The sequence below is a fragment of the Paraburkholderia sp. C35 genome, assembly GCF_003121405.1.
Taxonomy (GTDB): domain Bacteria; phylum Pseudomonadota; class Gammaproteobacteria; order Burkholderiales; family Burkholderiaceae; genus Paraburkholderia.
Genome location: NZ_QBUY01000012.1, coordinates 73988 through 100366 on the forward strand (window position 1 = coordinate 73988; position 26379 = coordinate 100366).

Below are 26379 nucleotides of genomic sequence, written 5' to 3' on the forward strand. Positions count from 1 at the left end.
GGGCCGCAGCACGGCGTGCTGCCGGCGCCGGGACTGCCGCCCGGGCAGACTCTGTACAATGGCCTGATCGACAACCGCACGCATGGCTGCGCTGCGGGCCATTCCGTGCCGGGCGCGCCGCGCCCCGACACGCACGACGGACGCCCGCCTGATCGCACGAAGCCGCGCCATGCATGCCGCCTACGCTTTTCGACATGGCCATCACCTACAAGACTCCCGAAGACATCGCGCGCCTGCGCATCTCAGGCCGGCTCGCCGCCGACGTGCTCGCCATGATCGGCGAGCATGTGAAGCCCGGCATCTCGACGGGCGAACTCGACGCCATCTGCCACGACTACATCGTCAATACGCAGAAAGCGATCGCCGCGAACGTCGGCTACATGGGCTTTCCGAAGACGGTCTGCACGTCGGTGAATTCCGTCGTGTGCCACGGCATTCCCGACCGCAGCGAGATCCTCAAGGACGGCGACATCATCAATATCGACGTAGCCGTCATCAAGGACGGCTACTTCGGCGACACCAGCCGCATGTACACGGTCGGCGAGCCGAGCCCGGTCGCGCGCCAGCTGATCGACACGACGTATGAAGCGATGCTCGAAGGCATTCGCCAGGTGAAGCCGGGCGCGACGCTCGGCGACGTCGGCCATGCGATCCAGAAGGTCGCCCAGCGCGAAGGCTTTTCGATCGTGCGCGACTACTGCGGGCACGGCATCGGCAAGGTCTATCACGAAGATCCGCAGGTGCTGCATTACGGCCAGCCGGGGCAGGGCGTACGCCTGAAGCCGGGCATGGTGTTCACCATCGAGCCGATGATCAACGCGGGCCGTGCCGGCACGACGGTGATGCGCGATGGCTGGACGGTGGTCACCAAGGACCGCTCGCTGTCCGCGCAATGGGAGCACATGGTCGCCGTCACCGACGACGGCTACGAGCTGCTCACGCCGTGGCCCGATGGCACGGGAAGCTACGCAGCACCCTAAGGCCGATCGTCCACACGCCTTGCCCGCGCATGGCCTTCGATGCGATGCAACACGCGAAACGCCGATGCGTGCCGCGTTTGCGCTCGCCTGTCAACCCGTGCGCGCTGGCTCGCACTGCGCCGAATTAAAGATTTGACTCAGGCGCCCGTTCGGTTAAAGCTACGCGCTAACGCTTCACCCGGATGACAAAAGGGTTTTCAAGGATTTAAGGGATTGTCGACCGCATGAGTCCTTCACTGACCGTTCGCCGTATCGCAGCCGATCAGGGCGCTGTCTTCCGTGAGCTTCGTACTGCGTCGCTACGCGAAGCGCCGTACGCGTTCGGCGACACGCTGGAAGAAGCGTTATCGGCCGATGCGTCCACGTTCGAAGAGACGGCCGCGCGGCATGCCACGTCTGCCGCGTCGACCTCGTTCATCCTGTACACGGAAGGGCATCCCGCCGGCCTGATCGGCGCGTGCTTCGAAGATGCGCCATCGCATCGGGCGTTCGTCAGCGAGTTATGGGTCGCGCCTGCCGTGCGGCATCTGCGTGGCGGCGAACTGCTCGTCAACACGGCGAGCGGCTGGCTTGCGGGCTCGGGCGCCACGGAAATCTACGCGTGGATCGCCGACGAGAACCGCAACGCCATGCGCTTCTACGAGCGTCTCGGCTTCGGCCCGACGGGCGAGCACGAGCGTATCGCGCGTGCGCCGGACCAGTTTCAGACGCTGCTCGTACGGCACGTCCCGCAACTGCAGGACGCGGACGAGACCACGCACGAGTAGACCCGCAAGACGGCGTCCTTGCCGTCGCCCGTGGCGTTCCTGCACTTCGTGAACGCCCGTCTTTCCCACTTTTTGTCGATCTGTCCGCCCCGAGGACAGTACGCGCGCGGCAATTTCCTGTCGCGTGAAGGCTTATTGGCAAAAAAGCTCACCGTTCGCCTGGACGCCTGTAAAATACGCAAAATTTTTTGCCGAACGCTATGTCGCCCAGGAAATCGCCATTTTTTGAACTGCGCAGTGGCGCGGTCGACACGCTGCTGTTTGTCGTCAAGACGACCAACCTCGAAGAGATGCGTGCCGAGCTGAACCGGCGCTTCGAGGCGACGCCCGAATTCTTCGCGAACGACACGGTAGCCATCGACGTGCGCCGTCTGGCCGAAAACGAGCGCGTGCCGCTCGCGGAGATCGCGAAGCTGCTGGACAGCGTGCGCATGCGTCCCATCGGCGTCGTGGCCGATAGCGCGCAGCACGCATGGGCGAACGAAGCCGGCTTGCCGCTGCTCGATGCACGCGATCCGCGCGCCAGCAAGAGCAATGGCGACGAGAGCGAAGAAGCCAGATCTTCGGCAAAAACAGACACGGAGACGGCAGCGGTTGCAGCTGCGCCCGAGCCGGAATCCGCCGCATCAGACGCGGCCGAACCAGTGCGCATCGGCACCTCGTCGCAGACCATGGTGGTCGACAAGCCGCTGCGTTCGGGCCAGCGCATCTACGCGAAGGGCGATCTCGTCGTGCTCGGCATGGTGAGCAACGGCGCCGAAGTGATCGCAGAAGGCAACATCCATATTTACGCGCCGTTGCGCGGCCGCGCACTCGCGGGCGTGCATGGCAATCACGACGCGCGCATTTTCTGCACGTGCCTCGAAGCCGAACTGATCTCGATCGCGGGCAGCTACCGCACGGCCGAGAACCCGCTGCCTGCCGACGTGCACGGCAAGCCGGTGCAGATCTGGCTCGAAGAAGAAAAGCTGATGATCGAACCGTTGCGGCTCACCTGACGCGTGTGCCGCGCATGCAGTGTGCGCGCTGCGCGATGGAACTCCCGCCGGACTCAATAGACGAATTGACGAACACAAGGTAAAGGGTAATGGCAAAAATCATTGTGGTGACTTCGGGCAAGGGTGGCGTAGGCAAGACGACCACGAGCGCGAGCTTTGCCTCCGCGCTCGCATTGCGCGGTGCGAAAACGGCCGTGATCGATTTCGACGTCGGCCTGCGCAATCTCGATCTCATCATGGGTTGCGAGCGCCGCGTGGTGTACGACCTGATCAACGTGATCCAGGGCGAAGCCAACCTGAACCAGGCGCTGATCAAGGACAAGAAGTGCGAGAACCTGTTCATTCTTCCGGCCTCGCAGACGCGCGATAAAGACGCGCTGACGATGGAAGGCGTCGAGAAGGTCATCAACGATCTGATCGCGATGGACTTCGAATACATCGTGTGCGATTCGCCGGCAGGTATCGAATCGGGCGCGCTGCTCGCGATGCATTTCGCCGATGAAGCGCTGATCGTGACGAACCCGGAAGTGTCGTCGGTGCGCGCCTCGGACCGCATTCTCGGCATCCTGTCGTCGAAGACCAAGCGTGCGATCGAAGGTAAGGACCCGATCAAGGAACACCTGCTGATCACGCGTTACAACCCGAAGCGTGTGAGCGAAGGCGAAATGCTGTCGCTCACCGACATCCAGGAAATCCTGCGTATCGACCTGATCGGCGTGATTCCGGAATCGGAAGCCGTGCTGCACGCGGCGAACCAGGGCTTGCCGGCTGTGCACCTCGACGGCACCGATGTCGCCGAAGCGTACAAGGATGTCGTGTCGCGTTTCCTCGGCGAGCAGAAGTCGCTTCGCTTTACCGATTACCAGAAGCCGGGCCTGTTGCAGCGCCTCTTCGGCACCAAGTAAAGGGAGGCGCATCTGATGTCGATTCTTTCGTTTTTGCTGGGCGAGAAGAAGAAGTCCGCGTCGATAGCGAAGGAACGCCTGCAGCTGATCATCGCGCATGAGCGCGTGGGCGGCAAAGCGCCCGCCGATTATCTGCCTGCGTTGCAACGCGAGCTCGTCGCTGTGATTTCGAAGTACGTGAAGATTTCGGACGACGATATCCGCGTGAATCTCGAACGTCACGACGACCTCGAAGTGCTCGAGGTCAAGATCGAGATTCCGCAGGCCTGAGCGGTCTGTCGTTGTTCGCTTCCCGCTTTAGCTGAATATCTGCCTGACGCGTGCCACTGTCATACAGTGGCGCGCGTTGTCATGTGCGCGTTTCGAGCGCGTCTCAAGCGCGTCTCTTCGCTGCCTTCCTTTGCGGACTTCTTCCGCATGTCCTTCGCGGTGCTCTGCCGCCCATCCTCCGAAATAATCCGTTGCACTTGAGGGCATGCCGTTACACGGCGCCTGTCAGCTATTTCGTCACCTCGCGCATTGAACCGTCAACGCCGTCATTCGGTGCTGACACAGAGTTTCAAAACACAAGGGGTGAAAACATGAACAAGTCGATTCGTTTGCTGGCAGCGTCTGCAGTGCTCGTGATGTCTGGTTTGTCCGCTATCTCGTCGGCTTCGGCTGCTGAGGTGATCGTGGTCGCGCCGTCCGCGCCGCCCGTCGAACGCTTCGAGGCCGTGCCTGCACCGCGTGTGGGCTACGTGTGGGACAAGGGCCACTGGCGTTGGGATCATGGCCGCTATGCATGGGTGCCGGGCCACTGGCAAGCCGAGCGCGTCGGCTTTCACTGGGTGCCCGGCCACTGGGTCGCGCATGGTCCGAACTGGCATTGGGTTCAAGGCCACTGGGCGGCCTGACGTGTAAGTGATCATCGAACGGGTAGCGATGACGCGTGCTGAACGCATCGCGCGCGGCTGTCGGCCCGTTCACGCTACGCGCCCAAGAGCGCGGTTATCCGCAACCATCAAGGGAGCTGTCACATGAAAAAAAGAACCTTGCTCGCGATCGTCGCGATGGCGATCACGTTGGCTGGTTGCGTCGTCGTACCGGCGCGACCGGTGTACTACCATCCGGTTGGTGTTGTCGTGTATTGATGAATGGGGAGGTCGGGGGCGGCTGTTTTTTTCAGCTGCACCCCGATTTTTTACGGGTTTGGCTTGATGGTTGATGGCTTTGCTGCGACCGTCTCGAACTTATTCTTTTGCTTCGCTGCGTGTCGTCGGCTGATCTTCGACAGTAGCCGCCTCTTCTGATGCAGCGGCAGCAGGTTCCGCCACAGGCACAGTGGGCGTCATATACCGCTCAGCCAGCGCCTCATACAACGGCGGCGCAAACAGGCTGGAGATACGGCTCGAGATCAGCGCTGTCGCCATCAGCGAAATCACCAGCGCGTGTCCGTTGATCATCTCCATCACGATCACGAACGACGTAATCGGCGATTGCGTTACAGCAGCCATGTAACCGACCATCGCCAGCGCGATCAGCATGGGCAGTTGCATGTCGCTGAACACCATGTGCAGCACGTTCCCGAAGCCGGCACCGATCGACAGCGACGGCGCGAAGATGCCGCCCGGAATACCTGGCAGATACGAGCCGATCATCGACGCCATCTTCAGCAGCGGATACATCACCGACAGATGCTCAGTCCCATACAGCAGCCCGCGCGCTTCGGAATAACCGCTGCCGAACGTGGTGCCGCCGGAAACGATGCCGATCACCGCAATGGCAAGCCCGCACAGCGCAGCGCACGCAACAGGCCGCTCGCTGTTCAGCTCGCGCAACGGCGCGGGAATCCAGCGCTAGGTATTCAGCAGCAGCCAGCCACAGCTGCCGCCCGCAATGCCCGTGACGATGGCCGTGATGATCACGGCAATGGCCAGCGAGTCGGGAAACCGCGATCCGATGTCGATGGTGCCAAAGTACGTGTAGTTGCCGTTCAGCCCGAGCGCGATGATGCCGGCGATGATGATGGCCGTAATCAGCACCCCACTGGCGCGCGCTTCGAAGCTGCGCGTGAGTTCCTCGATCGCGAACACGATGCCCGCCAGCGGCGTATTGAAGGCTGCCGACAGGCCCGCCGCCGCGCCGGCCAGCACCAGTTGCCGCTCGATCAGCGCGTTCGAGCGCGGGTAGAGGCGGCGCAGGTTGAACATCAGCGCCGCGCCGACCTGCACGGTTGGCCCCTCGCGACCGATCGTAAAGCCGCCGAGAATGGCGATAAACGACACGAGAATCTTGCCGAGCAGAATGGGGAAAGTCAGCAGCCGTGCGCCTGCCGCGCTGGTGTTCGAATGCAGGATGGCGATAACTTGCGGAATGCCGCTGCCTTCGGCGCCGCGAAAGAAGCGGCGCGTGAGCCAGACGGACACGGCCGCGACGGCAGGCGTCAGCAGCAGCGTCAGCCAGATGTGATCTTTCTGTAGCCGCAGGAAGGCGTTGTAGCCGACGTCGATCAGCCGGGCGTAATAGACAGCGATCAGGCCGACGGCGATCGCACCCAGCCAGAAAATGCCGTACTGACGCCAGAGACGTCGTAGGCGCCGGCCAATGCTCGAGGACAGCAGGGGTGTCCGTGACATGGGGATTCGGGCTGGGAAGTTGGGCAAATTATAGACGGATGGCGCGCGTCGGGGCGGCGAGACGGGCCGGATGCCGGCCAGGATCCGCGGCAGGAAAGGGGCGCATGCGCTCCCGCACAGCGCCGTTTGGGGCCTCCGACTGTCAAGGAAAGTAACGTCTGGTAACGCCAGAACGCTGCTGGCAAGATTTGCCGCTGCCCATTTTGCGGGCATTTGTTTGGTTGGTCGGCTAAAATTGCTGATTGCACCCGTGCAGCCAACCGTGTAGCCAAAACAGGCAATCAATGAAGCGAATTCTTATCGTCAAAGTCACCTCCATGGGCGACGTGATTCAGGCGCAGCCGATCGTGTCGGATCTGAAGCGCGCGTTTCCCGGCGTCGAGGTCGACTGGGCAGTGGACGAATCGTTCGCCGAGATCGCCCGCTGGAACCCCGGCACCGATCGCGTGCTGTGCGCGCCGCTGCGCCGTTTCAAGAAAGCGCGCCGCTGGTCGGACTTCAAGGCAATCGCGGATTCGATCGGCGAATTGCGCGCGCATCGCTATGACGTCGCGCTCGATATTCACGGTGTCTACAAGAGCGCGATCATTTCCTTTCTGTCGCGCTCGCGCCGGCGTCTTGGCTATCGCAACAAGGATCTGGGCGAGCGTGGCGCCGCCTTCGCCTATACGGGCCGTTTCGAGCCGCCGCGGGACCGCAATGCGTGGAACGGCATGCGCGAAACGGTGAGCACGGCGCTTGGCTATCCGCTCGACAATCCGCCCGATTACAACCTGCATATTCCCGCGCCCGTCAAACCGCTCGTCGATACGGGCGGCCGGCCGCTCGCCATGCTGTTTCATGCGGCTTCCAAGGACGACAAGAAGTGGCCGGCCGAGCACTGGATCGCCATTGCGCGCGATCTCGTGCGGCGTGGCTTCCATGTGGTCGTGCCGTGGGGTTCAGCGGCCGAGCGCAACGAGGGGCTGGCTATCGTCGAGCAGGTGGACGGCGCGGAGTTGCTGCCGCAACTGAGCGTCACGGAGATCGCCCAGGTGATCGCCGCGTCGGATTTCGTGATTGGCGTCGACACCGGCTTTGTCCATCTGGCGCACGCGCTTGAAAAGCGCACGGTGATGATCTTCATCGCGACGTCGCGCGAGACGTTCGGCAACAACGTGCCGTTCCGGTCGGTTTCGATTGGGGATGGCAACTCGGTGCCGCCCGTTGCCGAGGCGCTCGCTGCCATCGACCACGTGCACGCCGAGCCGCTGGGCATGGGCGGGCAGGGCAAGTCGGTGGCTGCGGCCTGAATCGGACCGACGAGCAGCGGACCGAAGAACGGACGGCGTGAGAAAAAAGAAAAGAGGCGTACGCGCAGTTCGCCCAATCTCGGACGCCGTCGCGACACGCCTCTGAAAAGCCCGCGCCTGAAGCGCGCGGACCGAGAGGAAACCTGCAGAACAAACTGGTACAACATCCGTAGAGACACTACGGATGTGAACAAGTTCAACCATTTTTTGACTTTTTTGTTCGATGTGCGGCGCACGGCTTCGTGTGCGCGCTATGGGTTTGCCGCGTCTGCGCTTTGCACAGCGGGACTCGCGTTTCGTGTTCGCACGCGGGTTTGCGCCCGGCTCCGCCCATTACACGCCTGTTAAAACTGTCGCTTTTCTTTTGCCTTTCGGCGACGCGAACAGCATGTTTCGCCGACGCCTGCGCGAAGCCGTCCGCCCAATCTGGCGAAGCTGCGCCCGCCGCGGCTTTGCTGGCGGCCTTCATGCGTCTTGCGTAGCTTTCCCGCGTTCCGCTTCGACGCTGCTGCGACGGTTCACAACCCGCGACGGCGTCGGCTGCCTGTAACAGAAGCCCGGTGGACGCTTACAAATTGCAACGGTCGCCCCTGTCAGGTTCGTGTTCAATCGAGGTCATTCGGGGTTCGCTCGAATAAAACGACACTGACTCAAAAGGGAGAAAGAACGTGAAACGCTTGATCTTGGCTTTGGTGACGGGCGCGCTGCTGGCAGCATCGCTGAGCGGCTGTATCGTGGTGCCGGAAGGTGGTGGCTACCATCACGGCTACTACTACCGCTGATCGGAGCAACGGATGCTGATGGTCACTCAGGCCATCAGCATCTCGAAGGCGACGACGGCGACGATCGCAGCCAGATTGGCAGCCACGGCTTCGACGACGATGCCTTTCCAGCTTGCCGGCTTGAAGCGCAGTGCAAGCAGCAGCGAACCGAGCAGCGCCAGCGTAATCATGACGACGACATCCGCGTTGCTGAGATGAAAATTCATCGCTGCCTCCCCATTCGGCATGGTGTTACCCAATCACTCGTTGCGGCTGCTCTCAGGCCGGACCGCTGTGGATTCGAATGCTTTTGACCCGAGTATAAGCATGTCAAAAAGGCGGCAAGCAAGGGAGTTTCCCTGTGCTCGTTGATACGGACTCAAGGTTTTCGAATCGCTGACGCTTCGATCTCGTCAGGCTTGCGCAACAAACTCACGACATAAAAAAACGGCCCCGGCGCAGTGCATCGCGCCGGGGCCGTTCTGTTGCGACGTGTCGTGGTTCGACAGCTTACATCAGCCGCGCGTCGCGCGTTTCGCGCATGCAGGCCACGCCGACCAGGCTCAGCACGGCGGCCGCGGACACATACATGCCGACCCACGACAGCCCGCCTTGCGCCGCGAGCATCTGCGCGATGTACGGCGCCACCGATGCGCCCAGAATCCCGCCCAGGTTATACGCGACGCCCGCGCCCGTGTAGCGCACGTTGGTCGGGAACAGCTCGGGCAGCAGCGCGCCCATCGGTGCGAACGTGACGCCCATCAGGAACAGTTCGATGATGAGGAACAGCTGGATCAGTGGCGTCGAGCCGCTGCCGAGCAACGGTGCCATCGTGAAGCCCGACAGGATCGCCGCGATACAGCCGACGATCAGCACCGGCTTGCGGCCGAAACGGTCGCTGGCCCAGGCGGAGAGCGGCGTCGCGAGCGCCATGAAGACGACGGCGACGCACAGCATGCCGAGGAAGCTCTGCCGCGAGATATGCAGCGCCGACACGCCATACGACAGCGAGAACACCGTCGAGATATAGAACAGCGTGTAGCAGACGACCATCGCGAACGCACCGAGCATCACTGGTCCGAGATGGCGGCTAAGCAGCGTCGCGACCGGGACGCGCACGCGTTCCTGACGATCGATTGCCGCCTGAAAAGCCGGCGTCTCCGCGATTTTCAGGCGCACATAGAGCCCGAGCGCGACCAGCACCGCGCTGACGATGAACGGCACGCGCCAGCCCCAGCTGCGGAACTGCTCGTCGGACAGCGACAGCGCGAGGCCGAAGAACAGGCCGTTGGAAGCCAGAAAGCCGATCGACGGCCCGAGTTGCGGGAACATGCCGAACCAGCCGCGCTTGCCGGCGGGTGCGTTCTCGGTCGCAAGCAAGGCAGCGCCGCCCCATTCGCCGCCGAGGCCGATGCCCTGGCCGAAGCGCAACACGCACAACAGGATCGGCGCAAGGCTGCCGATCGAATCGTAGCCGGGGACGAAGCCGATCAGCGTGGTCGACAGGCCCATGACCAGCAGCGAGGCGACGAGCGTCGATTTGCGGCCGATGCGGTCGCCGAAGTGGCCGAACAGGAACGAGCCGATCGGACGCGCGATAAACGCGATGCCGAACGTGACGAACGCGGATAGTGCTTGCGCCGTCGCCGAGCCGTGCGGGAAAAACACCGGGCCGATCACGAGCGCGGCGGCTGTCGCGTAGACGTAGAAGTCGTAGAACTCGATTGCAGTGCCGATGAAGCTCGCAAAGATCACGCGCGAAGCGCTGCTCTTGTGTCCGGCGCCGGGCTGGGCGCTGGAAAGGGGCGATGTGGACATGCAGGGTCTCCAGATGTCGTGACGCAGCCGCGGGGCGGGCGGTGCGCCTTTGTGTGTTCAAGTGTGCGGCGAAGCGGGTGAGCGCGCAATCCTGCCGATGGCAGTGCGGGCAGACTCGCGACGCGAGACGTTGCATGTGCAACGAGTCGACAGATTGCATGGCGCCTGTGGAACCGCATGCGCCGCATCGCCTTCGGAAAAGACGCAGCGGTGCAAACGGCAAAGCGCAATGCAAACCGGGCGGACGCGCGCGCGGGTGGCGCGGCAACGTGACGGTCGGGCTGCGCGAGGCGGGCGGGTGAGCCTGTCGCGAGCAGCGATGGCCGGAGAATCCGGCAGATATTTAAAAAATTATAGCGAGGGCGGGCGGCGCGCAGCAAGGCGCACATTCGGCGCCGTGCGCGCTGGGGTTCGCGAGTTCGTGCTGCACGCGATGAACGGCGTTCGTTCGTGACGAATCACGGACCTGCAAAAGCCATCTCAATCGATGGTTTGCGCCTGCGGCGATGCGAAAGTGCGCAACTGGAACTTGCCGTTGTCGTTGAAGAGCCAGTCTTCGAACAGTTCCACCTGGCCTCGGCCGTTCAGCAGCTTCGACGGCGGCAGCGGCAGCGGCGCCGAGCGGCGCAGCGTTGTCAGCGCAGTGCTCTCCGCTTCGTCGTCGCCGTTCGTGCGATAGACGTTCGACGCGACGATCTGTCCATTGCGATCAACGACGAACGACACGACGACGAGCGAGCGCAGCATCGCCTGCGGCGTGCCGCGCAGCACATACGACGGATTGCGCTCGAGGATGCGTTGCGCGACGGCCGAGCGGTATTGGTCGAGCGTCTGACTGTTGATCGCGGCGGGCGGCGGGGCTACGCTTGCGGACGTCTGAGGCGGCGTGACGGTGAAGCTGCAGCCGGCGCCGATCAGCGCAAATGCGAGTGCCGCGACTCGCCTGAACGTGGGATTGATGCGGCCTGACAGCGAGAGGGTGGACATCGCAATAACTCGCACGCGAGATGTATCTTCATCGTAGACGATCAGTGTTGCGATTCAATGAGCGTTGCTACGGATGTGAGGGCTGGCGCGCACGGGGATATCGGTGCTGCTATCGCCTAGAATGTAAAGGCGGCCACGACTTGTGACGGAGGACGCTGTGAACGGAACGTTGATGGCATATTTGCTGGGACCGATCGTGATGGCGATCGTCGGAATGGTGCTCTGGCTTGCCGCGCATTATCACGGTAGCAGTACCCGGGAACGCCCAAGTCGATGGCTCGACACCCATTACGTCGACTTGATGCATCACCGGCATTGAAGGCAGATGCTTTTCGTATCCGCGTGAGCTTTTGGGCGTAGAAATGAAAACGGGCCGAAAGGCCCGTGTTCATTGAGTGTCTGGCGGAGGGTGTGGGATTCGAACCCACGAAGGCCGTAAAGCCTTGCCGGTTTTCAAGACCGGTGCATTCAACCGCTCTGCCAACCCTCCGAGCCGGAAATTGTAACCTGGATCACCGCGCCCACGAACAACAAACCGCGACGCCGCTCAAGAATCCTTCAAAAACAGCTCTTGAAGATCATTGAGGAATGCCTGGCCGAGCGGCGTCGGGGCGATCTTCTCGAAGTCGCGCGTGATCAAGCCGCGGCGCTCCGCTTCCTGCAACGCGGGTTCGATCGATGTCATCGGCAGACCGGTGCGCTCGATGAAGCGGTGCACAGGGAATCCCTCCACCAGCCGCAGCGCGTTGAGCATGAACTCGAACGGCAGATCACGCGCGCCGACTTCATGCTCTTCCTGTACGGCATTGCCCGCACGGGCTTCTTCGATGAACGTCGCGGGATGCTTGAAGCGCATCTGCCGCAGGATGCGATTCGGAAACGACAGCTTCGTATGCGCGCCCGCGCCGATGCCGAGATAGTCGCCGAAGCGCCAGTAGTTCAGGTTGTGCTTGCTCTGCCGATGCGGCTTCGCATACGCCGATACCTCATAGCGCTCGTAACCCGCCTCGTGTGTGCGCTCATGAATCCAGTCCTGCATGTCGGCGGATGAAGCGTCGTCGGGAAGCGGCGGCGGAAACTTCGCGAACAGCGTGTTCGGCTCGAGCGTCAGGTGATACAGCGACAGATGCGGCGGCGCGAACGAGAGCGCCGTTTCGATGTCCGCCTGACATTCGGCCATCGTCTGCTTCGGCAGCGCGAACATCAGCTCGAGGTTGAAGTTGTCGAAGGTATTCGCGGCGACTTCGACGGCGAGGCGCGCCTGCGTCGAATCGTGAATCCGGCCGAGCGCCTTCAGATGCGCTTCGTTGAAACTCTGGATGCCAACCGACAACCGGTTCACGCCGCTCTTGCGAAACTCCGCGAACTTGTCGGCTTCGAAGGTGCCGGGATTCGCTTCGAGCGTGATCTCGGCATCGGCGTCGAGCGGCAGCAAGGCGCGCACGTCCGACAGCAGCCGATCAAGCCCTTTCGCCGACAGCAGGCTCGGCGTGCCACCGCCGATGAACACCGTATGCACCTGCCGTCCCCATACGAGAGGCAGCGCCTGTTCGAGATCGCTGCGCAGCGCGTCGAGGTAATCGTCTTCCGGAAACGCGCCGCCTTTCGATTCGTGCGAATTGAAGTCGCAGTACGGGCACTTGCGCACGCACCACGGGAAATGCACATACAGCGCGAGCGGCGGCAGCGACGTCAGACGGATGCTGCCGGGCGAGGAGAACGCCTGGATGACGCGGGCGCCCTTCGTCGATGCGTCGCTCACGCTTCCTCCTTCAGCCGCGCGAAAAGCTGCTGCAGCGCGATCGCGCGATGACTGCTCGCGTTCTTCACAGCCGGGTCGAGTTCCGCTGCCGTCGCGTTCAATGCGGGCAGGAAAAAGTACGGATCGTAGCCAAAGCCGTTGGCGCCGCGCGGCGCATCGAGGATCTCGCCGTGCCAGCGGCCTTCGGCGATCAGCGGTTCGGGATCGTCGGCGTGGCGCACGAGTGCGAGCACGCAGAAGTAGTACGCGCGGCGGTCGCTCACATCCTTCAGTTGTTCGACCAGAAGCGCGTTGTTGGCGGCATCGCTCTTTTCGCCGCCCGCAAGCTGCGCGTAACGTGCCGAATACACGCCCGGTGCGCCGCGCAACGCGCGCACGCACAGGCCGGAATCGTCGGCGATAGCGGGCAGGCCCGTCAGCTTCGACGCGTGACGCGCCTTGGTCAGTGCGTTTTCGACGAAGGTCGGGAACGGCTCTTCCGCTTCGGGCACATTCAGCGCGCCTTGCGGAATCAGTTCGATACCCGCCGTGCCGAACAGTGCCGCGAACTCGCGCAGCTTGCCCGCGTTGTTCGACGCGAGCACGATCTTGCCCAGCGGCTTGTCCTGTCGATCACTCACCCTTCAACTCCAGTGCTTCCTTTTGCTTCGCGATCAGCGTCGTGATGCCTGCCTGCGCGAGGTCGAGCAGGCTGTTCATCTCATCGCGCGAGAACGGCACACCTTCGGCCGTACCCTGAATCTCGACGAAGCCGCCGTCGCCCGTCATCACGACGTTCATGTCGGTATCGCACTGCGAGTCTTCGTCGTAGTCGAGATCGAGCACGGGCAGGCCGTCGAACACGCCGACCGAGATCGCCGCGACGTAATCGTTGATCGGCGAGCTTTCGATGCGGCCCGTGGCGAGCAGCTTCGCGACGGCATCGTGCGCGGCGACGAAGGCGCCCGTGATGCTCGCCGTGCGCGTGCCGCCGTCGGCCTGAATCACGTCGCAATCGATATTGATGGTGCGCGCGCCGAGCTTTTCGAGGTCGAACACCGAGCGCAATGCGCGCCCGATCAGGCGCTGGATTTCCTGCGTGCGGCCCGTCTGCTTGCCGCGTGCGGCTTCGCGATCGCTGCGCGTGTGCGTGGCGCGCGGCAGCATGCCGTATTCGGCCGTCAACCAGCCCTGGCCGCGATCGCGCAGGAACGGCGGCACGCTTTCGGCGACGCTCGCCGTGCAGATCACCTTGGTATCGCCGAATTCGACCAGCACGGAGCCTTCCGCGTGCTTCGTGTAGTGGCGCGTGATGCGCACGTCGCGCAGCTGATCGGCGGCGCGGCCGCTGGGGCGTTTCGTGATGTCGTTCATCGTCGGAAAATGGAGGAGAGAGGGCGGAAGGAAACCGCAATTTTACCGCCGATCGCGTTGCCGCCGCCCGCGCGGGTGATCGCGGTACGCCGTGAAGAACCCGTCGCTACGCAGCGCGTGGCCAGGCGCATGTGAACGGCCGTGCTTCCGGGCTTACCCGAAGGCCGCCTCCGGCAGGTGTCGCCGGTAAAAATGGGATAATGCGCGTTCCCCGCCTCGCGTCTCGTAAACGCCGGGCGACTCGAATCCCTGGTCGTGCGATGTGATCCACTTTTCCACGTTCGCGCGACCACAATCGCGAGACCTATCATGATCTACAGTATGACTGGCTATGCGAGCGCCACGCGCGAACTCGCAGCAGCATCGGGCACCGGCGGCGTCAGCGTGTCCGTCGAATTGCGCACGGTGAACTCGCGCTTTCTCGACCTGAACTTCCGCATGCCGGAAGACGTGCGCGTCTGCGAACCGACGCTGCGCGAAATGCTGATGAACAAGCTGTCGCGCGGCAAGGTCGACATCCGTATCAACCTGCAGCGCAGCGAGCAGTCGGCCAACGCGGGCGCGCTCAACCGCGACGCACTCGAACAGCTCGCCATGCTGGAGCGCTCGGTGCTCGAAGCGTTTCCGGATGCGGGCCGTCTGCGCACGGGTGAAATCCTGCGCTGGCCGGGCGTGCTGGCCGAGAGCGGTGTGTCGCCGGAAGTGCTGCGCGACGCCGTGCTCGCATGCGGCAAGCAGGCGATCACGGATCTGATCGACGTGCGCGCGCGCGAAGGCGCGCAACTCGCCACGATGCTGTTGAACAACGTCAGCGAGATGGAAGCGATCGTCACGCGCATCACGCCGCTGGTGCCGGAACTGATCGCCAAGCATCAGCAGAAGATCGTCGAACGGTTGCAGGAAGCGCTCGGTATCGCCGCGCCGGACCAGTCGGCGACGATCGTGTCGCGCGAAGAGATCGCCGAGCGCATCCGTCAGGAAGTGACGATGTACGGCATTCGCATCGACATCGCCGAAGAACTGTCGCGCCTCACCGCGCACCTGAACGAAACGCGCCATGTCATCACGAAGGGCGGCAAGGTCGGCAAGCGCCTCGACTTCATGATGCAGGAGCTGAACCGCGAAGCGAACACGCTCGGCTCGAAGGCGGCCGCAAAGGAACTCGCCGATTCGTCGATGACGCTCAAGCTGCTCATCGAGCAGATGCGCGAACAAGTACAAAACCTGGAGTAATACGGGAGTCTCACCAGCATGACCGAACCTAAAGCCGAACATAAGCGCGAAGGCGCGCCGCGCAATCCGTACGCAGGTGTCTATCCGGGCAACCTGTTCATGGTCGTCGCGCCGTCGGGCGCAGGCAAGTCGACGCTCGTCAACGCGCTGCTCGCACAAGACGCGGCCATTCGACTGTCGATTTCGTACACCACGCGCAAGCCGCGTCCGAAGGAACAGGACGGCGAGCACTATCACTTCACGACCGTCGAAGATTTCCTTCAACGTCACGATGACGGCGAGTTTCTCGAAAGCGCGGAAGTGCATGGCAACTACTACGCCACGTCGCGCGTGTGGATCGAAGAGCAGATGAAAAGCGGCCATGACGTGCTGCTCGAAATCGACTGGCAGGGCGCGCAGCAGGTGAAGAAGCAGTTCCGCAATGCTGTTGAGATTTTCATCTTGCCGCCTTCGCTGGAAGCACTCGAAGAGCGTCTGAAGAAGCGCGGCCAGGACGAGCCGAACGTGATTACGCGACGTCTTCTCGCAGCGGGCAGCGAGATGGCGCACGCAGCGGAAGCGGAGTATGTCGTGATCAACGAGAACTTCGATCGCGCGCTCAACGAACTGCAATGCCTCGTATCGGCGACGCGCTCGCGCTTTGCATCGCAATACGCGCGCCACACGGACCTCTTCATGCAGCTCGGCATCCACCTGCCGCACGCATGATACGGGCGAGGTCGCAAGGACATAAGGTAGAATAACCAACATACAGAGAAGGAATTTTCAACATGGCCCGCATTACCGTCGAAGACTGTCTCAAACAGATCCCGAATCGTTTCGAACTGGCGCTCGCCGCAACGTATCGCGCACGTCAGCTCGCTCAAGGCCACACGCCGAAAATCGAAAGCCGCGACAAGCCCACGGTCGTCGCGCTGCGCGAGATTGCGGCTGGCCAGGTCGGCGTTGAAATGCTGAAGAAGGTGCCTGTCTAAGGCACGCTTCATCGTTTGATCGTCGTGTAATCAACTCTTCGCGTGCAGACGGCACTATCGACACGGAGGCGACCATGAGCACCAACCCCTCGCCATCCGCCACGGAAGTGGACCATGCTGCCCAGGAACACGATAGCGATTCGCCATCGTCTGCACGCAAGTACATCGACGCGGTCCTCGAACAATCGTTTCGCCATCTGTTCGGGCCGACCGCCACGCCGGAGCAGCCGCGCCGGCATGATGTCGTCTCCATCGCCAAACTGACCACCGCGCTCTCCGGCTATCTCAGCCCGGAAGAGATCAAGGAGGTCAAGGCCGCTTTCCACTTCAGCGACGAAGCCCACCTCGGGCAATACCGTCAAAGCGGCGAACCCTACATCACGCATCCTGTTGCCGTCGCGGAAACGTGCGCGGCGTGGAAGCTCGACGCGCAGTCGATCATGGCCGCGCTTCTGCACGACGTGATGGAAGATCAGGGCGTGACCAAGACCGAACTCGCGGAGCGGTTCGGTGCGAAAGTCGCGGAACTGGTCGACGGGTTGTCGAAGCTGGACAAGATGGAGTTCCGCAGCCGCGAGGAAGCGCAGGCGGAAAACTTCCGCAAGATGCTGCTCGCGATGGCGCGCGATGTCCGCGTGATTCTCGTGAAGCTGGCGGACCGGCTGCACAACATGCGTACGCTCGGCGCCGTGCCGCCGGAAAAGCGTCGCCGTGTGGCGCGCGAAACGCTGGACATCTACGCGCCGATCGCGCACCGGCTCGGTCTGAACAATACCTATCGCGAACTGCAGGATCTGAGCTTCGCGAACTTCAATCCGCACCGTTACGCGACGCTCGAAAAAGCGGTGAAGGCGGCGCGCGGCAACCGGCGCGAAGTGGTCGGCAAGATTCTCGAATCGGTGCAGCGCGCCATTTCGGACGCGAAGCTCGATGCCGAAGTGACGGGCCGCGAGAAAACCATCTTCAGCATTTACAAGAAGATGCGCGACAAGCAGTTGTCGTTCTCGCAGGTGCTCGACGTGTACGGCTTCCGCGTGGTCGTGGAAAGCGCGCTCGAGTGCTATACGTGTCTGGGCGCACTGCATGCGCTGTACAAGCCCGTGCCGGGCAAGTTTAAAGACTACATCGCGATTCCGAAGGTCAACGGCTATCAGTCGCTGCATACCACGCTGGTCGGCCCGTTTGGCGCGCCGATCGAGTTCCAGGTGCGCACGCGCAAGATGCACGAGATCGCGGAAGCGGGCGTCGCCGCGCACTGGCTGTACAAGAACGGCGGCGCAGATCTGAACGATGTGCAGAAGCGCGCGCATCAGTGGCTCAAATCGCTGCTCGACATTCAGAGCGAAGTCGGCGATTCGAGCGAGTTCCTCGAACACGTCAAGATCGACCTGTTCCCGGATGCGGTCTATGTCTTCACGCCGAAGTCGAAGATCATGGCGCTGCCGCGCGGCGCCACGGCGTTGGACTTCGCGTATTCGATCCACAGCGATCTGGGCAACCAGTGCGTCGCGGTGAAGATCAACAACGAACTGCTGCCGCTGCGCACCGAGTTGAAGAGCGGCGATATCGTCGAAGTGATTACGGCGCCGTATTCGAAGCCGAATCCTGCGTGGCTGGGTTTCGTGCGCACGGGCAAGGCGCGCACCGCGATCCGTCACTATCTGAAGACGATGCGCCTGAACGAGTCGGTGCAACTCGGCGAGCGTCTCGTCGATCAGTCTTTGAAGGGCTACGGGCTTGCGCTGTCGGATGTCACGCCGGAAGTGTGGGACAAGCTCGTGCTGTGGACGGGCAACAAGAACCGTCAGGAAATTTTCGCGGACATCGGCCTCGGGCGACGCGTGGCCGCTGTGATGGCCAAGCGGATCGAAGTGCTGATGAACGGCCGCGATGGCCACGAAGGCGACGACGATCACCCGCGCTCCGAACATTCCACATCGAATGCGCCGCCCGTTGTCATCACGGGTACGGAAGGCATGTCGGTGCAGCTTTCCGCGTGCTGCCGCCCGATTCCTGGCGACAATATCATGGGCTATATCGGCATCGGCCTCGGCATGGCGATCCACACGACGGATTGCCGTGTCGCGCAGCGCATCCACCGGCGCGATCCGGGCCGCTGGATCGACGTCGCATGGGCGCCGCAGCCGGGTCGCCTGTTCGACGTGGCGGTCAAGGTGCTGGTCAAGAACACCAAGGGCGTGTTCGCGCGCGTCGCGGCGGATATCACGTCCGCAGACGCGAACATCGTGCACATCGCGATGGACGAAGACCAGTCGCAGGAATCGACGGTGCTGCGCTTCGTCATTCAGGTCAGCGACCGCGTGCATCTCGCCAACGTGATGCGCCGCGTGCGGACCAATCTCGACGTGATGCGCATCGCGCGCGAACGGCCGAGCGAAGAAGGGCATCGTCACCACGACGGCGGCATGCGGATCGATCGCGAGCGCGCCGATTACTGAAATCGAAGTTGAGAGGCGGGCGTGTCGTTTCTACCGACGCGCACGAGCCTCTGCCTGTCCACAGGAACAACGCGATGAACGTAGCTGATCTCTCCGGTCTGTCGCTCGACTACTGGGTCGCCCGCAGCCTGCACGACTTCGTGCGCGAAATCCACTTTACCGATAGCGGCAGCGTCGTCTCGATACGCGGCAACGACCGCGGCCGCCCGTGGGATGGCCGCTTCACGCCATCGACCTCATGGGAAGCGGCCGCTGTCGTGCTGGAACGCGCGCAGCGGCTCGAAGTGCGCGAGCGTACGCGTGATGGCGCAGCGCATTGCGTCGCGGATTTCGAGGGTGGACACAAGACGGTGTCCGCGCACGGTGAATCGCTGCGTATCGCGCTCCTGAAGGCGTTCGTGATCAGCCGGTTCGGCGAGACCGTCGACGACGTCGTGCGTCAGCCTCAATCGCTGTTTGGAACGCAAGCGACGCCGATCGGCGAGCAATGGTCGGTGGGAATCGAGAACGATATGCCTCACCCGGATGGCGAGATCGGCGATATCCAGTCGGCGCCGCGCTGAAGGCTAGTGCAGCGGTCGGACGATTGAAAAGGGAAGCACAAAAGACAAAGGGCCTTCCGATTGGAAGGCCCTTCATGGGTGGCGCGGCTGGCAGGATTCGAACCCACGACCCCTTGGTTCGTAGCCAAGTACTCTATCCAACTGAGCTACAGCCGCACGCTAAACTTGAATTGCTCGGTCGACGCTAACTGCATGCATTCGACCCGGTGAAACGAAAGGGCCTTCCAGGAGGAAGGCCCTCGAAAAAAGTGGCGCGGCTGGCAGGATTCGAACCCACGACCCCTTGGTTCGTAGCCAAGTACTCTATCCAACTGAGCTACAGCCGCACGCAGAAATGAGATTATAGCAAGGTCTCAGAAAAAGGGAAGGGGCAACCCGGAAATTTGTGACAACAGCCTTATCATGTAGGCTTGATATCTGGATGTCCGCATCAGCGCTGAACCATCATGAACAAAGCCTTTGTCAAAGAATCGACTGACGAGAACGACGACGATCTCGACGCCGCGCAACCCGACATGCCGGCGGGTGCGAAGAACTACATCACGCCCGCCGGTTATCGGCGTCTGCGGGACGAGCTGCTGCATCTGATCGACGAAGCGCGGCCGGAAGTGGTGAAGCTGGTGTCGTGGGCGGCGTCGAATGGTGACCGCTCGGAGAACGGCGATTACATCTACGGCAAGCGCAGGCTGCGCGAGATCGACCGGCGTATCCGCTTTCTGACCAAGCGTATCGATCTCGCCGAGGTCGTGAACAGCAGCCGTCAGGAAAGCACGGATCAGGTCTTCTTCGGTGCGACCGTGGAATATGCAACGGAAGACGGCGAAACCCATACCGTGAAGATCGTTGGCGTCGACGAGGTGAACCTGGACGTAGGGCACGTTAGCTGGATCTCGCCCATTGCGCGCGCGCTGCTGAAAGCGAAGATCGGCGATCAGGTGATCTTGCATACGCCTGCCGGCCCGCAGCCGATCGATGTGCTCGACGTCGTCTATCCGACGCGTGAGGAAGAAGAGGCCTGAGAAGCTATCGTCGCCCGTCTATCGCGCGGTTCGGACCATCACAAAGCCCAGACGAAAAAAAGGCGCCGCTAGCGGCGCCTTTTTCATGCTGCAAGTACTGCTGATGCTTAGAAGCGGTGACGCAGACCAGCCGTCACAGCAACTTGCTTCTCGTTGCCCGAAGCTGCCAGACCGTTGATGTCGGCGTTCACGACATTGTTCGAGCTGACTTGCTGGTATTCGCCCTGCAGGTAGACGTCGGTACGCTTCGACAGCGCATATGCCGTTTGCAGGTTGAACTGGTTCCAGTGCGGACGCTCGCCTTCCAGGCTTGCACGCGTGTACGTGTACGAACCAGCAACGCTCAGAGCCGGCGTCAGTGCGTAACGTGCGTTCGCTTCGAAGTTCTGGAAGTGAGCGCTCGAGCCGTTCAGGCCAACACCACCCGTCACGCCCGATGCACCTGCGCCGATGCCGCCGAGGCTCGACAGGTTCGTTTGCGTGTACACGATGCCAGCCGTTGCCGGGCCGAACGTGTAGTTTGCGCCTGCGCCCCACGTTTGCTGACGGCCAGCGAAGAACGTGTTGTCGCCGTTGATTGCGCCGCCCGAGTTGAAGGCTGCCGTGTTTGCTGCCAGCGAGCCGTTGCTGTTCAGTTGCAGGTAAGCAGCAGCGACGTTGAAGCCGGCGAAGCTGTACGATGCGCCCGCGCTGTATGCACGGTTGTTCGCGAAGCCTTGACCTGCAGCGCCGTCAGCCTGGTTCGAGAAGCCATACAGTGCGCCGAACTTCAGGCCGCCGTAGTTAGCGCTCGTGTACTTGACCGAGTTGTTGACGCGGAACGAGTTGTTCAGGTTGTCGTTGTCGAACGGGTGGGCGAACTGCGTGCCGCCGTATTGCGTGCCCGTCAGTGCCAGCGGGCCGACGTAGTCGACCATGCTGTCGTATTGACGGCCGAGGGTCACAGCGCCGTACTGGGCGCTTGCCAGACCAACGAACGCCTGACGGCCGAACAGACGGCTGTTCTGCTTGAGCGTGCCGTCATTGATGCCGAAGCCGTTTTCCAACGTGAAGATTGCCTTCAGGCCGCCGCCGAGGTCTTCAGCGCCGCGCAGGCCGAAACGGCTGCCGTTCACCGAACCGCTCGTCATTTGAACGTTGCTGCTGCCGTGCTGGTTGTTCGTGTAGGTGATGCCGGCGTCGATCAGGCCGTACAGCGTGACGCTGCTTTGCGCATGCGCTGCCGTTGCAAATACGCCCGTGAGGGCTGCGACCATGAGAGTCTTTTTCATCTTTGTAACTCCGAGAACAGGATGGGTTTTGGAAACCCAGGCTTGAAGGAAACTTCACGCGAGTGGAATGCTGCGAGAGGGCCAGGTCGCGTGAACAACGCACGGTGACCGACGTGCGTTCGTTTCCGGGTAGGCAAAGTGTAGAGACGTGCCGTGCCCGATGGCCGTTCCGAAATCAGCAATAAAGTATTACGTGAGAGGAAATTATCGAGATAGAGGCTGAAAGCCTTATTGATAAAGGCTTTGCGGCCGATTGGCCGGCGCGGGGATCAGGTGTCAACCTTTGCGCGTTGTTCAATTACGACATGAAATGACGTATGAAAACAACGTAAAAATAGTTCAATTGCGATTGTTGTCAGCCCTGCAATAGTGGATTGCGAGAGTCGACGCTAATCAAATTCGCGACGAGCGCTATACTGAAATCTCTGCTTTTCGAAGCAGACTTTTTCGTTGACGAAAAAGATCTCCAAACCTTTGTCGGCGCGACTTCGCAAGAGTCGCGCGTTTTTTGCCTGTTTTTTCTGCAATTTGCCGATTTATTGCGGCTTGCCATCCACGCCGGCGGGCGCGAATTCCAGTCCCGGCATCAGGCTCCAATCTTCGATCACATAGTGACGCGCGTCCATTGGGGAAGACAGCAGGTTCTGCCAATGATCGCCGTGCCACATCGGGTCGAACTCCAGCAGTGACGGGCGGTGCAGCGGCGAGTCGGAGAGCGGGGCGCCCTTCGTTGACGGGAACAGATGCGCGGCGAGGCGGCGAAGGGTGTCGAACAGCATGGCGTTTCTCCCATTGCAAACTGCTAGCTGAAATCTTCCGATCCGCTGTCCACCTTAACAAGTCGTGAAAACACTTACGAAAGTCACGATTTGTTACACACCGGCAAAGTTTTCTGACAGATATTTGTTATAAGCCTTGCAACCGGAAATTCGGACCGAACATGGTTAAATAATCTTCACGCAATCCCGACTATGCGTTCGCTTTATCGAATGATTTGACGCAGGTCCAGGCTTCCATTTAAAACCGCTTGACGCGTATATGTGCTTGCCCGTATAAATGGCCTGCTGGATTTTTCGATGACGAATACCTAACTGTGCAACCTGCATATATTCCGGTTTCAGAATCGTAAATCGTTAAACGGCATTTAACGGCTTTGGCTGACTTATCAAATCGAGGAAGAGTGGAACATGGAAACCGGTATCGTCAAATGGTTTAACGATGCTAAGGGCTTTGGCTTTATCACGTCCGACGCGGGCGGCGAAGATCTCTTCGCGCACTTCTCGGAAATCCGTTCAGAGGGCTTCAAGTCGCTGAAGGAGAACCAACGCGTGTCGTTCGACGTGAAGGCTGGGCCGAAGGGCAAGCAGGCTGCGAACATCCAGCCGCTGTAATGCGCGGTTGAGCCGCTGGCTCTCAGGATAAACCCTCGCTTGTCGAGGGTTTTTTATTGCCTGGTGTTCGAGAATAAATCTGGATGCGCATTGATTCTTCAGGAAAAACACCAGGCCGAACATTTCTTTCTGGTTGGACATTAATCTGTCATATTGGCGTAATCCCTGATTGCTGCATTATTTATGGCGATTAAGCCGATAAACTGATTCTCGTCGGCATACCATACTGGAAGCACGACATTCGCCGCTGACTGGTATTGCGTCGCGCAACGCACGCCGCCGATAGGGCATACTTCTACGAAGTCATGCACCGCACTGTTTTTTCTCATGTCTGAACTGCTTCTGTCCGAGCCGGCCATCGCCGAGCCGATCGTCTTTGTCGACCTTGAAACGACGGGTGGGTCCGTCGGTACGCACAGAATCACCGAAATCGGTGTGGTCGAAGTAGGGCCCGAAGGCACGTCCACGTGGACCACGCTCATCGATCCGGGGCAGCCGATCCCGCCGTTCATCCAGCAACTGACGGGCATCACCGACGCCATGGTGCGAGGCGCGCCGACCTTCGAATCGGTCGCGGCGGAGCTGTTCGCGCGGCTCGACGGCAAGCTGTTCATCGCGCACAACGCGAACTTCGACCGCGGCTTCCTGCGCAGCGAGTTCCAGCGCGTGGGTTGCGCCTTCAATCCCGACATGTTGTGCACCGTGCGCCTGTCGCGGGCGCTGTTTCCTGCTGAAAAGCGTCATGGACTCGATGCGTTGGTCGAGCGGCACGCGCTCGTGCCGTCGGACCGTCACCGCGCACTCGCCGATGCCGATCTGATCTGGCAATTCTGGCAACGCCTGCACGGCCTCGTTCCGGTCGAGGTGCTGCGCGGCCAGATCGACAAGACCATGCGCCGCTTCCGCGTGGCGGGCGATATCACCGAAGACCTGCTCGATACGGCGCCCGCCGGCTGCGGCGTGTATGCGTTCTACGGCGAGGACGACGTGCCGCTCTTCGTTGGACGCAGCGTGCGCGTGCGTCAGCGTCTGCGCGCGCATCTGACGGGCGAGAAGCGCTCTTCGAAAGAGTTGCGGCTGGCGCAGCAGGTAAAGCGCGTCGAGTGGCGCGCAACGGGCGGCGAGATCGGCGCGTTGCTGGCCGAAGCACAGATGATCGCGGCACTTCGCCCAGCCAACAACCGTTTGCCACGCGTAAGCCGCAGCGACCCCGCCGATGCACCCTGGCCGTACGACGGCGCCATCGCTTTCGAGGAACGCGACGCGGCCGAGGGCGAGCGCGTATTTCACATCGTCGATCAATGGCGCTACGTTGGTCATGCGCCTACGCTGGCCGAGGCATCCACGTTGCTCGCGGCGAGCGTCGCCGGCACGTTTGAACTGTCGACGTGGCGCATCCTGCAGTCTCATCTCGCACGCGGGCTGCGCGTGCTGCCGCTCAGCCGGGCGGCAGTCGCGTCCGGCAATGCTGCGAGTCTCACATCGGCAGCGGCGGACGCCGCTTAACCCGTCGCTCCAACGCCACCCGATTCGCACACATGCCCCAGCGCGCGCGTCAGCGCAGCGTTGCGGGTGTTGTCGTAGCGTGTCAGCGATTTCCAGTTGTCGATGCCACGCGCGACGCGTGTCGGGCAGTCATCCTGCGTACGCAGCGTCTGCACGCGCGCGAGACTCGCGATCAGCGATTGCGTCAGCTTGTCCAACTGCGGCCTGAGGCTCGTCGCGAGATCCGGCGGTGCGCCTTCGGGCGGTCGCGTGGCGCGCCATGTATCGAATAGTGCGTTCTGCACGTCCTTGCTGGCATCGATCTGGTCCTGGAAAAACGCCCGGGCAAACGCCGGGTCCACGCCCGCCCGCGCCGAGCGCTTTTCGACATCGGCGAGCAAGGCCTGTTCGCGCGGTGTGTCGGTGATCGGCTGCTGGTGCGCCCACTTGTAGCGGGCGACGGGTTCGGCCAGCGCGAGCCGCTGCGACACGAGCGCAATCAGATTCGTAAGCGCGGTGTCGTCGCCGTCGGCACGGGCCGATGCTGGCATGAAGAGACAGGCAGAGGAAAGCACGATCGCGCCAAGCGCGCCGACAAGATTCGCACGGATCATTGAGCGTGGTGCAGCATGGCTGCAAAGAGATAAGGGAAAAGACAGAAGAATAGACGAAGCGCGTCACGATGCGTTACGCATACGCAAAGAGCGCAAGCACTGCGAAGGAGGGAGAAGGAAGAAGACAGCGGCAGGCGATCGGTACAAGATCAGCCCGAACAGGCGTGCACAACCGCGACACGTTGACGCGTCGTCAGCGCTCGCTCAGCAGAACGAAGTCAACTGCGAGCCATGCGAAATCATCGGCGCGCACTCACCCAGCGCTTCGACAACCGAAGCACGTAGACGCGCATCAACACAACGCGCACGCATTCGTTGCGCGAACCCCGATGCTGCAATGCATACAACGACCGTTACTTCGGGTCGCACAACTTGCGTTGTTCGTCAAAGAACGCGCGAACATGCTCAGGCAGTTCTGCGCCCAGAAACTCAACGCCTGCCGGTTCCGGATCCGGGCTGAACACCTTGTCGGGCGTCGGAATCTTCGGCGGTCTGGTATCCATGATCTTTCTCCTTTACGAATTCATTATGTCCCTCGGGCCGTGCAGCGCACCAGCGCTGCCGCACGCAGGCGATGTTTTGGCGCGCGCTCTGTTGCTTTAACGGCACATGGTCCCAGGGATTGAAGCGCCTTGTTTAGAATTAAACGATTGTCGGTATTGCAGTACCTCTAAACACTGTCTCGCGGCCGCTTGCTATACTGCGCGCGCTCACTTTCTCCCCGTCGCGATGACACGCTCAACACGCTGGATCAGTCTTGTATGGCTGGCGCTGGTACTCAGTGTACTGTCGCCCGTCATCGGCTATGCGCGTGCGCCGGGCGCTCAAGGCCCGCTGTCCGTCGAGCTCTGTCACGCGGCTGGTGCGCAGAACGTCGTCATCGATCTGGATGCTTCACACGACCAGACGCCGAAGACGCATCTCGTCGTTCCCCACTGTGTCTACTGTCCGGGCTTCGCTGCCAACTTCGCACTCGGCGCGAGCGTCCCGTTCATCACACCGCCTGCCCGCACGCTTGCCCATGTGCAAGCCGGCGAGCCGGAATCCGTCTTTGTGCGCCGCAGCGTACGCGTCGCACAGCCTCGCGCCCCGCCTGTCACGTCGATCTGAAGCTGTCCTAGCCAGTCCG

27 protein-coding genes, 3 tRNA genes and 1 pseudogene are annotated in these 26379 nt (G+C 61.7%); 16 read left to right on the forward strand and 15 right to left on the reverse strand.

What is annotated here, in order from left to right:
• The first annotated feature begins 194 nt into the window (after positions 1-194).
• From map to DK391_RS10640, 6 genes are all read left to right on the forward strand, one after another.
• Positions 195-980, forward strand: coding sequence for a type I methionyl aminopeptidase (gene map / locus DK391_RS10615; protein WP_109478025.1), 786 nt, complete (start codon positions 195-197; stop codon positions 978-980).
• A gap of 224 nt (positions 981-1204) precedes the next feature.
• Positions 1205-1747 carry a GNAT family N-acetyltransferase gene (locus tag DK391_RS10620; RefSeq protein WP_109477967.1) on the forward strand — a complete coding sequence of 181 codons (543 nt, stop codon included), beginning with the start codon at positions 1205-1207 and terminating at the stop codon, positions 1745-1747.
• Positions 1748-1947: 200 nt separating this feature from the next.
• Entirely contained in the window at positions 1948-2745 is a 798-nt protein-coding gene (minC, locus tag DK391_RS10625; protein ID WP_109477968.1) for a septum site-determining protein MinC, read from the forward strand.
• A gap of 89 nt (positions 2746-2834) precedes the next feature.
• On the forward strand, positions 2835-3650 hold the full coding sequence (minD, locus tag DK391_RS10630) for a septum site-determining protein MinD (RefSeq protein WP_109477969.1): 816 nt from the start codon (positions 2835-2837) through the stop codon (positions 3648-3650).
• Positions 3651-3665: 15 nt separating this feature from the next.
• Positions 3666-3920 carry a cell division topological specificity factor MinE gene (gene minE / locus DK391_RS10635; protein WP_007583338.1) on the forward strand — a complete coding sequence of 85 codons (255 nt, stop codon included), beginning with the start codon at positions 3666-3668 and terminating at the stop codon, positions 3918-3920.
• A gap of 311 nt (positions 3921-4231) precedes the next feature.
• Positions 4232-4546 carry a YXWGXW repeat-containing protein gene (locus tag DK391_RS10640; protein ID WP_109477970.1) on the forward strand — a complete coding sequence of 105 codons (315 nt, stop codon included), beginning with the start codon at positions 4232-4234 and terminating at the stop codon, positions 4544-4546.
• A gap of 336 nt (positions 4547-4882) precedes the next feature.
• Here DK391_RS10640 and DK391_RS10645 read toward each other — a convergent pair.
• Positions 4883-6268: pseudogene (locus DK391_RS10645) on the reverse strand (chloride channel protein).
• Positions 6269-6552: 284 nt separating this feature from the next.
• On the opposite strand from DK391_RS10645, the gene waaC reads away from it, so the two are divergent.
• A complete protein-coding gene (gene waaC / locus DK391_RS10650) occupies positions 6553-7560 on the forward strand; it encodes a lipopolysaccharide heptosyltransferase I (RefSeq protein WP_109477971.1) in 1008 nt (335 codons plus the stop codon).
• A gap of 808 nt (positions 7561-8368) precedes the next feature.
• Here waaC and DK391_RS10660 read toward each other — a convergent pair.
• From DK391_RS10660 to rph, 7 genes are all read right to left on the reverse strand, one after another.
• A complete protein-coding gene (locus DK391_RS10660) occupies positions 8369-8548 on the reverse strand; it encodes a hypothetical protein (RefSeq protein WP_109478026.1) in 180 nt (59 codons plus the stop codon).
• Between the two features lie 283 nt (positions 8549-8831).
• Positions 8832-10139: an MFS transporter gene (locus DK391_RS10665; protein WP_109477973.1), complete on the reverse strand. Its 1308-nt coding sequence runs from the start codon at positions 10137-10139 to the stop codon at positions 8832-8834.
• 480 nt (positions 10140-10619) lie between these two features.
• Entirely contained in the window at positions 10620-11126 is a 507-nt protein-coding gene (locus DK391_RS10670; RefSeq protein WP_109477974.1) for a TonB family protein, read from the reverse strand.
• 400 nt (positions 11127-11526) lie between these two features.
• Positions 11527-11616 (reverse strand) — tRNA-Ser (locus DK391_RS10675).
• A gap of 57 nt (positions 11617-11673) precedes the next feature.
• Entirely contained in the window at positions 11674-12888 is a 1215-nt protein-coding gene (gene hemW, locus DK391_RS10680; protein ID WP_109477975.1) for a radical SAM family heme chaperone HemW, read from the reverse strand.
• Entirely contained in the window at positions 12885-13508 is a 624-nt protein-coding gene (gene rdgB / locus DK391_RS10685) for an RdgB/HAM1 family non-canonical purine NTP pyrophosphatase (protein ID WP_109477976.1), read from the reverse strand. Before rdgB ends, hemW begins: the two co-directional genes overlap by 4 nt.
• A complete protein-coding gene (gene rph, locus DK391_RS10690) occupies positions 13501-14241 on the reverse strand; it encodes a ribonuclease PH (RefSeq protein WP_109477977.1) in 741 nt (246 codons plus the stop codon). Before rph ends, rdgB begins: the two co-directional genes overlap by 8 nt.
• 309 nt (positions 14242-14550) lie before the next feature.
• On the opposite strand from rph, the gene DK391_RS10700 reads away from it, so the two are divergent.
• The 5 genes from DK391_RS10700 (at position 14551) to DK391_RS10720 (ending at position 19470) form a co-directional block, all read left to right on the forward strand.
• Positions 14551-15474 (forward strand): YicC/YloC family endoribonuclease, encoded by a 924-nt coding sequence (locus DK391_RS10700; RefSeq protein ID WP_109477978.1) that lies wholly within the window; start codon positions 14551-14553, stop codon positions 15472-15474.
• A gap of 18 nt (positions 15475-15492) precedes the next feature.
• The gene (gene gmk / locus DK391_RS10705) at positions 15493-16182 is read left to right on the forward strand and encodes a guanylate kinase (RefSeq protein ID WP_109477979.1); all 690 of its coding nucleotides are present in this window, start codon (positions 15493-15495) and stop codon (positions 16180-16182) included.
• 62 nt (positions 16183-16244) lie between these two features.
• Positions 16245-16448, forward strand: coding sequence for a DNA-directed RNA polymerase subunit omega (gene rpoZ / locus DK391_RS10710; protein WP_006025620.1), 204 nt, complete (start codon positions 16245-16247; stop codon positions 16446-16448).
• 74 nt (positions 16449-16522) lie between these two features.
• On the forward strand, positions 16523-18907 hold the full coding sequence (locus tag DK391_RS10715; RefSeq protein WP_109477980.1) for a bifunctional (p)ppGpp synthetase/guanosine-3',5'-bis(diphosphate) 3'-pyrophosphohydrolase: 2385 nt from the start codon (positions 16523-16525) through the stop codon (positions 18905-18907).
• A 74-nt stretch (positions 18908-18981) separates the two neighbouring features.
• On the forward strand, positions 18982-19470 hold the full coding sequence (locus tag DK391_RS10720) for a phage protein NinX family protein (protein WP_109477981.1): 489 nt from the start codon (positions 18982-18984) through the stop codon (positions 19468-19470).
• A gap of 79 nt (positions 19471-19549) precedes the next feature.
• Here the strand turns inward: DK391_RS10720 and DK391_RS10725 are convergent.
• Positions 19550-19626 (reverse strand) — tRNA-Arg (locus DK391_RS10725).
• Between the two features lie 93 nt (positions 19627-19719).
• Positions 19720-19796: transfer RNA gene (locus DK391_RS10730), tRNA-Arg, on the reverse strand.
• A 120-nt stretch (positions 19797-19916) separates the two neighbouring features.
• Here DK391_RS10730 and greB point away from each other — a divergent pair.
• Positions 19917-20489: a transcription elongation factor GreB gene (gene greB / locus DK391_RS10735; RefSeq protein WP_109477982.1), complete on the forward strand. Its 573-nt coding sequence runs from the start codon at positions 19917-19919 to the stop codon at positions 20487-20489.
• A gap of 107 nt (positions 20490-20596) precedes the next feature.
• Here the strand turns inward: greB and DK391_RS10740 are convergent, their stop codons facing one another.
• Both DK391_RS10740 and DK391_RS10745 read right to left on the reverse strand, forming a co-directional pair.
• Positions 20597-21760, reverse strand: a complete 1164-nt coding sequence (locus tag DK391_RS10740; RefSeq protein ID WP_109477983.1) for a porin — start codon at positions 21758-21760, stop codon at positions 20597-20599.
• 536 nt (positions 21761-22296) lie between these two features.
• Positions 22297-22539, reverse strand: coding sequence for a hypothetical protein (locus DK391_RS10745; RefSeq protein WP_109477984.1), 243 nt, complete (start codon positions 22537-22539; stop codon positions 22297-22299).
• Between the two features lie 408 nt (positions 22540-22947).
• On the opposite strand from DK391_RS10745, the gene DK391_RS10750 reads away from it, so the two are divergent.
• Entirely contained in the window at positions 22948-23151 is a 204-nt protein-coding gene (locus DK391_RS10750) for a cold-shock protein (RefSeq protein ID WP_109477985.1), read from the forward strand.
• Between the two features lie 140 nt (positions 23152-23291).
• On the opposite strand, the gene DK391_RS44260 is transcribed toward DK391_RS10750, so the two are convergent.
• Entirely contained in the window at positions 23292-23480 is a 189-nt protein-coding gene (locus DK391_RS44260; RefSeq protein WP_162600779.1) for a hypothetical protein, read from the reverse strand.
• On the opposite strand from DK391_RS44260, the gene DK391_RS10755 reads away from it, so the two are divergent.
• Positions 23479-24657: an exonuclease domain-containing protein gene (locus DK391_RS10755; protein WP_109477986.1), complete on the forward strand. Its 1179-nt coding sequence runs from the start codon at positions 23479-23481 to the stop codon at positions 24655-24657. The genes DK391_RS44260 and DK391_RS10755 overlap by 2 nt on opposite strands.
• On the opposite strand, the gene DK391_RS10760 is transcribed toward DK391_RS10755, so the two are convergent.
• Complete coding sequence (locus tag DK391_RS10760; RefSeq protein ID WP_109477987.1) at positions 24654-25250, reverse strand: chorismate mutase; 597 nt, start codon at positions 25248-25250, stop codon at positions 24654-24656. The two genes, DK391_RS10755 and DK391_RS10760, sit on opposite strands and share 4 nt — an antisense overlap.
• 353 nt (positions 25251-25603) lie before the next feature.
• A complete protein-coding gene (locus tag DK391_RS44830) occupies positions 25604-25753 on the reverse strand; it encodes a hypothetical protein (protein ID WP_204117333.1) in 150 nt (49 codons plus the stop codon).
• A gap of 226 nt (positions 25754-25979) precedes the next feature.
• Between DK391_RS44830 and DK391_RS10765 the strand changes: the two genes are divergently transcribed.
• Positions 25980-26360 carry a DUF2946 domain-containing protein gene (locus DK391_RS10765; protein WP_109477988.1) on the forward strand — a complete coding sequence of 127 codons (381 nt, stop codon included), beginning with the start codon at positions 25980-25982 and terminating at the stop codon, positions 26358-26360.
• The last annotated feature ends 19 nt before the right edge of the window (positions 26361-26379 follow it).

What these genes read in the sequence shown, in the direction of transcription:
- map (WP_109478025.1), top strand. Translation starts at nt 195, where the DNA reads ATGGCCATCACCTACAAGACTCCCGAAGACATCGCGCGCCTGCGCATC.
- DK391_RS10620 (WP_109477967.1), top strand. Translation starts at nt 1,205, where the DNA reads ATGAGTCCTTCACTGACCGTTCGCCGTATCGCAGCCGATCAGGGCGCT.
- minC (WP_109477968.1), top strand. Translation starts at nt 1,948, where the DNA reads ATGTCGCCCAGGAAATCGCCATTTTTTGAACTGCGCAGTGGCGCGGTC.
- minD (WP_109477969.1), top strand. Translation starts at nt 2,835, where the DNA reads ATGGCAAAAATCATTGTGGTGACTTCGGGCAAGGGTGGCGTAGGCAAG.
- minE (WP_007583338.1), top strand. Translation starts at nt 3,666, where the DNA reads ATGTCGATTCTTTCGTTTTTGCTGGGCGAGAAGAAGAAGTCCGCGTCG.
- DK391_RS10640 (WP_109477970.1), top strand. Translation starts at nt 4,232, where the DNA reads ATGAACAAGTCGATTCGTTTGCTGGCAGCGTCTGCAGTGCTCGTGATG.
- waaC (WP_109477971.1), top strand. Translation starts at nt 6,553, where the DNA reads ATGAAGCGAATTCTTATCGTCAAAGTCACCTCCATGGGCGACGTGATT.
- DK391_RS10660 (WP_109478026.1), bottom strand. Translation starts at nt 8,548, where the DNA reads ATGAATTTTCATCTCAGCAACGCGGATGTCGTCGTCATGATTACGCTG.
- DK391_RS10665 (WP_109477973.1), bottom strand. Translation starts at nt 10,139, where the DNA reads ATGTCCACATCGCCCCTTTCCAGCGCCCAGCCCGGCGCCGGACACAAG.
- DK391_RS10670 (WP_109477974.1), bottom strand. Translation starts at nt 11,126, where the DNA reads ATGTCCACCCTCTCGCTGTCAGGCCGCATCAATCCCACGTTCAGGCGA.
- rph (WP_109477977.1), bottom strand. Translation starts at nt 14,241, where the DNA reads ATGAACGACATCACGAAACGCCCCAGCGGCCGCGCCGCCGATCAGCTG.
- DK391_RS10700 (WP_109477978.1), top strand. Translation starts at nt 14,551, where the DNA reads ATGATCTACAGTATGACTGGCTATGCGAGCGCCACGCGCGAACTCGCA.
- gmk (WP_109477979.1), top strand. Translation starts at nt 15,493, where the DNA reads ATGACCGAACCTAAAGCCGAACATAAGCGCGAAGGCGCGCCGCGCAAT.
- rpoZ (WP_006025620.1), top strand. Translation starts at nt 16,245, where the DNA reads ATGGCCCGCATTACCGTCGAAGACTGTCTCAAACAGATCCCGAATCGT.
- DK391_RS10715 (WP_109477980.1), top strand. Translation starts at nt 16,523, where the DNA reads ATGAGCACCAACCCCTCGCCATCCGCCACGGAAGTGGACCATGCTGCC.
- DK391_RS10720 (WP_109477981.1), top strand. Translation starts at nt 18,982, where the DNA reads ATGAACGTAGCTGATCTCTCCGGTCTGTCGCTCGACTACTGGGTCGCC.
- greB (WP_109477982.1), top strand. Translation starts at nt 19,917, where the DNA reads ATGAACAAAGCCTTTGTCAAAGAATCGACTGACGAGAACGACGACGAT.
- DK391_RS10740 (WP_109477983.1), bottom strand. Translation starts at nt 21,760, where the DNA reads ATGAAAAAGACTCTCATGGTCGCAGCCCTCACGGGCGTATTTGCAACG.
- DK391_RS10745 (WP_109477984.1), bottom strand. Translation starts at nt 22,539, where the DNA reads ATGCTGTTCGACACCCTTCGCCGCCTCGCCGCGCATCTGTTCCCGTCA.
- DK391_RS10750 (WP_109477985.1), top strand. Translation starts at nt 22,948, where the DNA reads ATGGAAACCGGTATCGTCAAATGGTTTAACGATGCTAAGGGCTTTGGC.
- DK391_RS10755 (WP_109477986.1), top strand. Translation starts at nt 23,479, where the DNA reads ATGTCTGAACTGCTTCTGTCCGAGCCGGCCATCGCCGAGCCGATCGTC.
- DK391_RS44260 (WP_162600779.1), bottom strand. Translation starts at nt 23,480, where the DNA reads ATGAGAAAAAACAGTGCGGTGCATGACTTCGTAGAAGTATGCCCTATC.
- DK391_RS10760 (WP_109477987.1), bottom strand. Translation starts at nt 25,250, where the DNA reads ATGATCCGTGCGAATCTTGTCGGCGCGCTTGGCGCGATCGTGCTTTCC.
- DK391_RS44830 (WP_204117333.1), bottom strand. Translation starts at nt 25,753, where the DNA reads ATGGATACCAGACCGCCGAAGATTCCGACGCCCGACAAGGTGTTCAGC.
- DK391_RS10765 (WP_109477988.1), top strand. Translation starts at nt 25,980, where the DNA reads ATGACACGCTCAACACGCTGGATCAGTCTTGTATGGCTGGCGCTGGTA.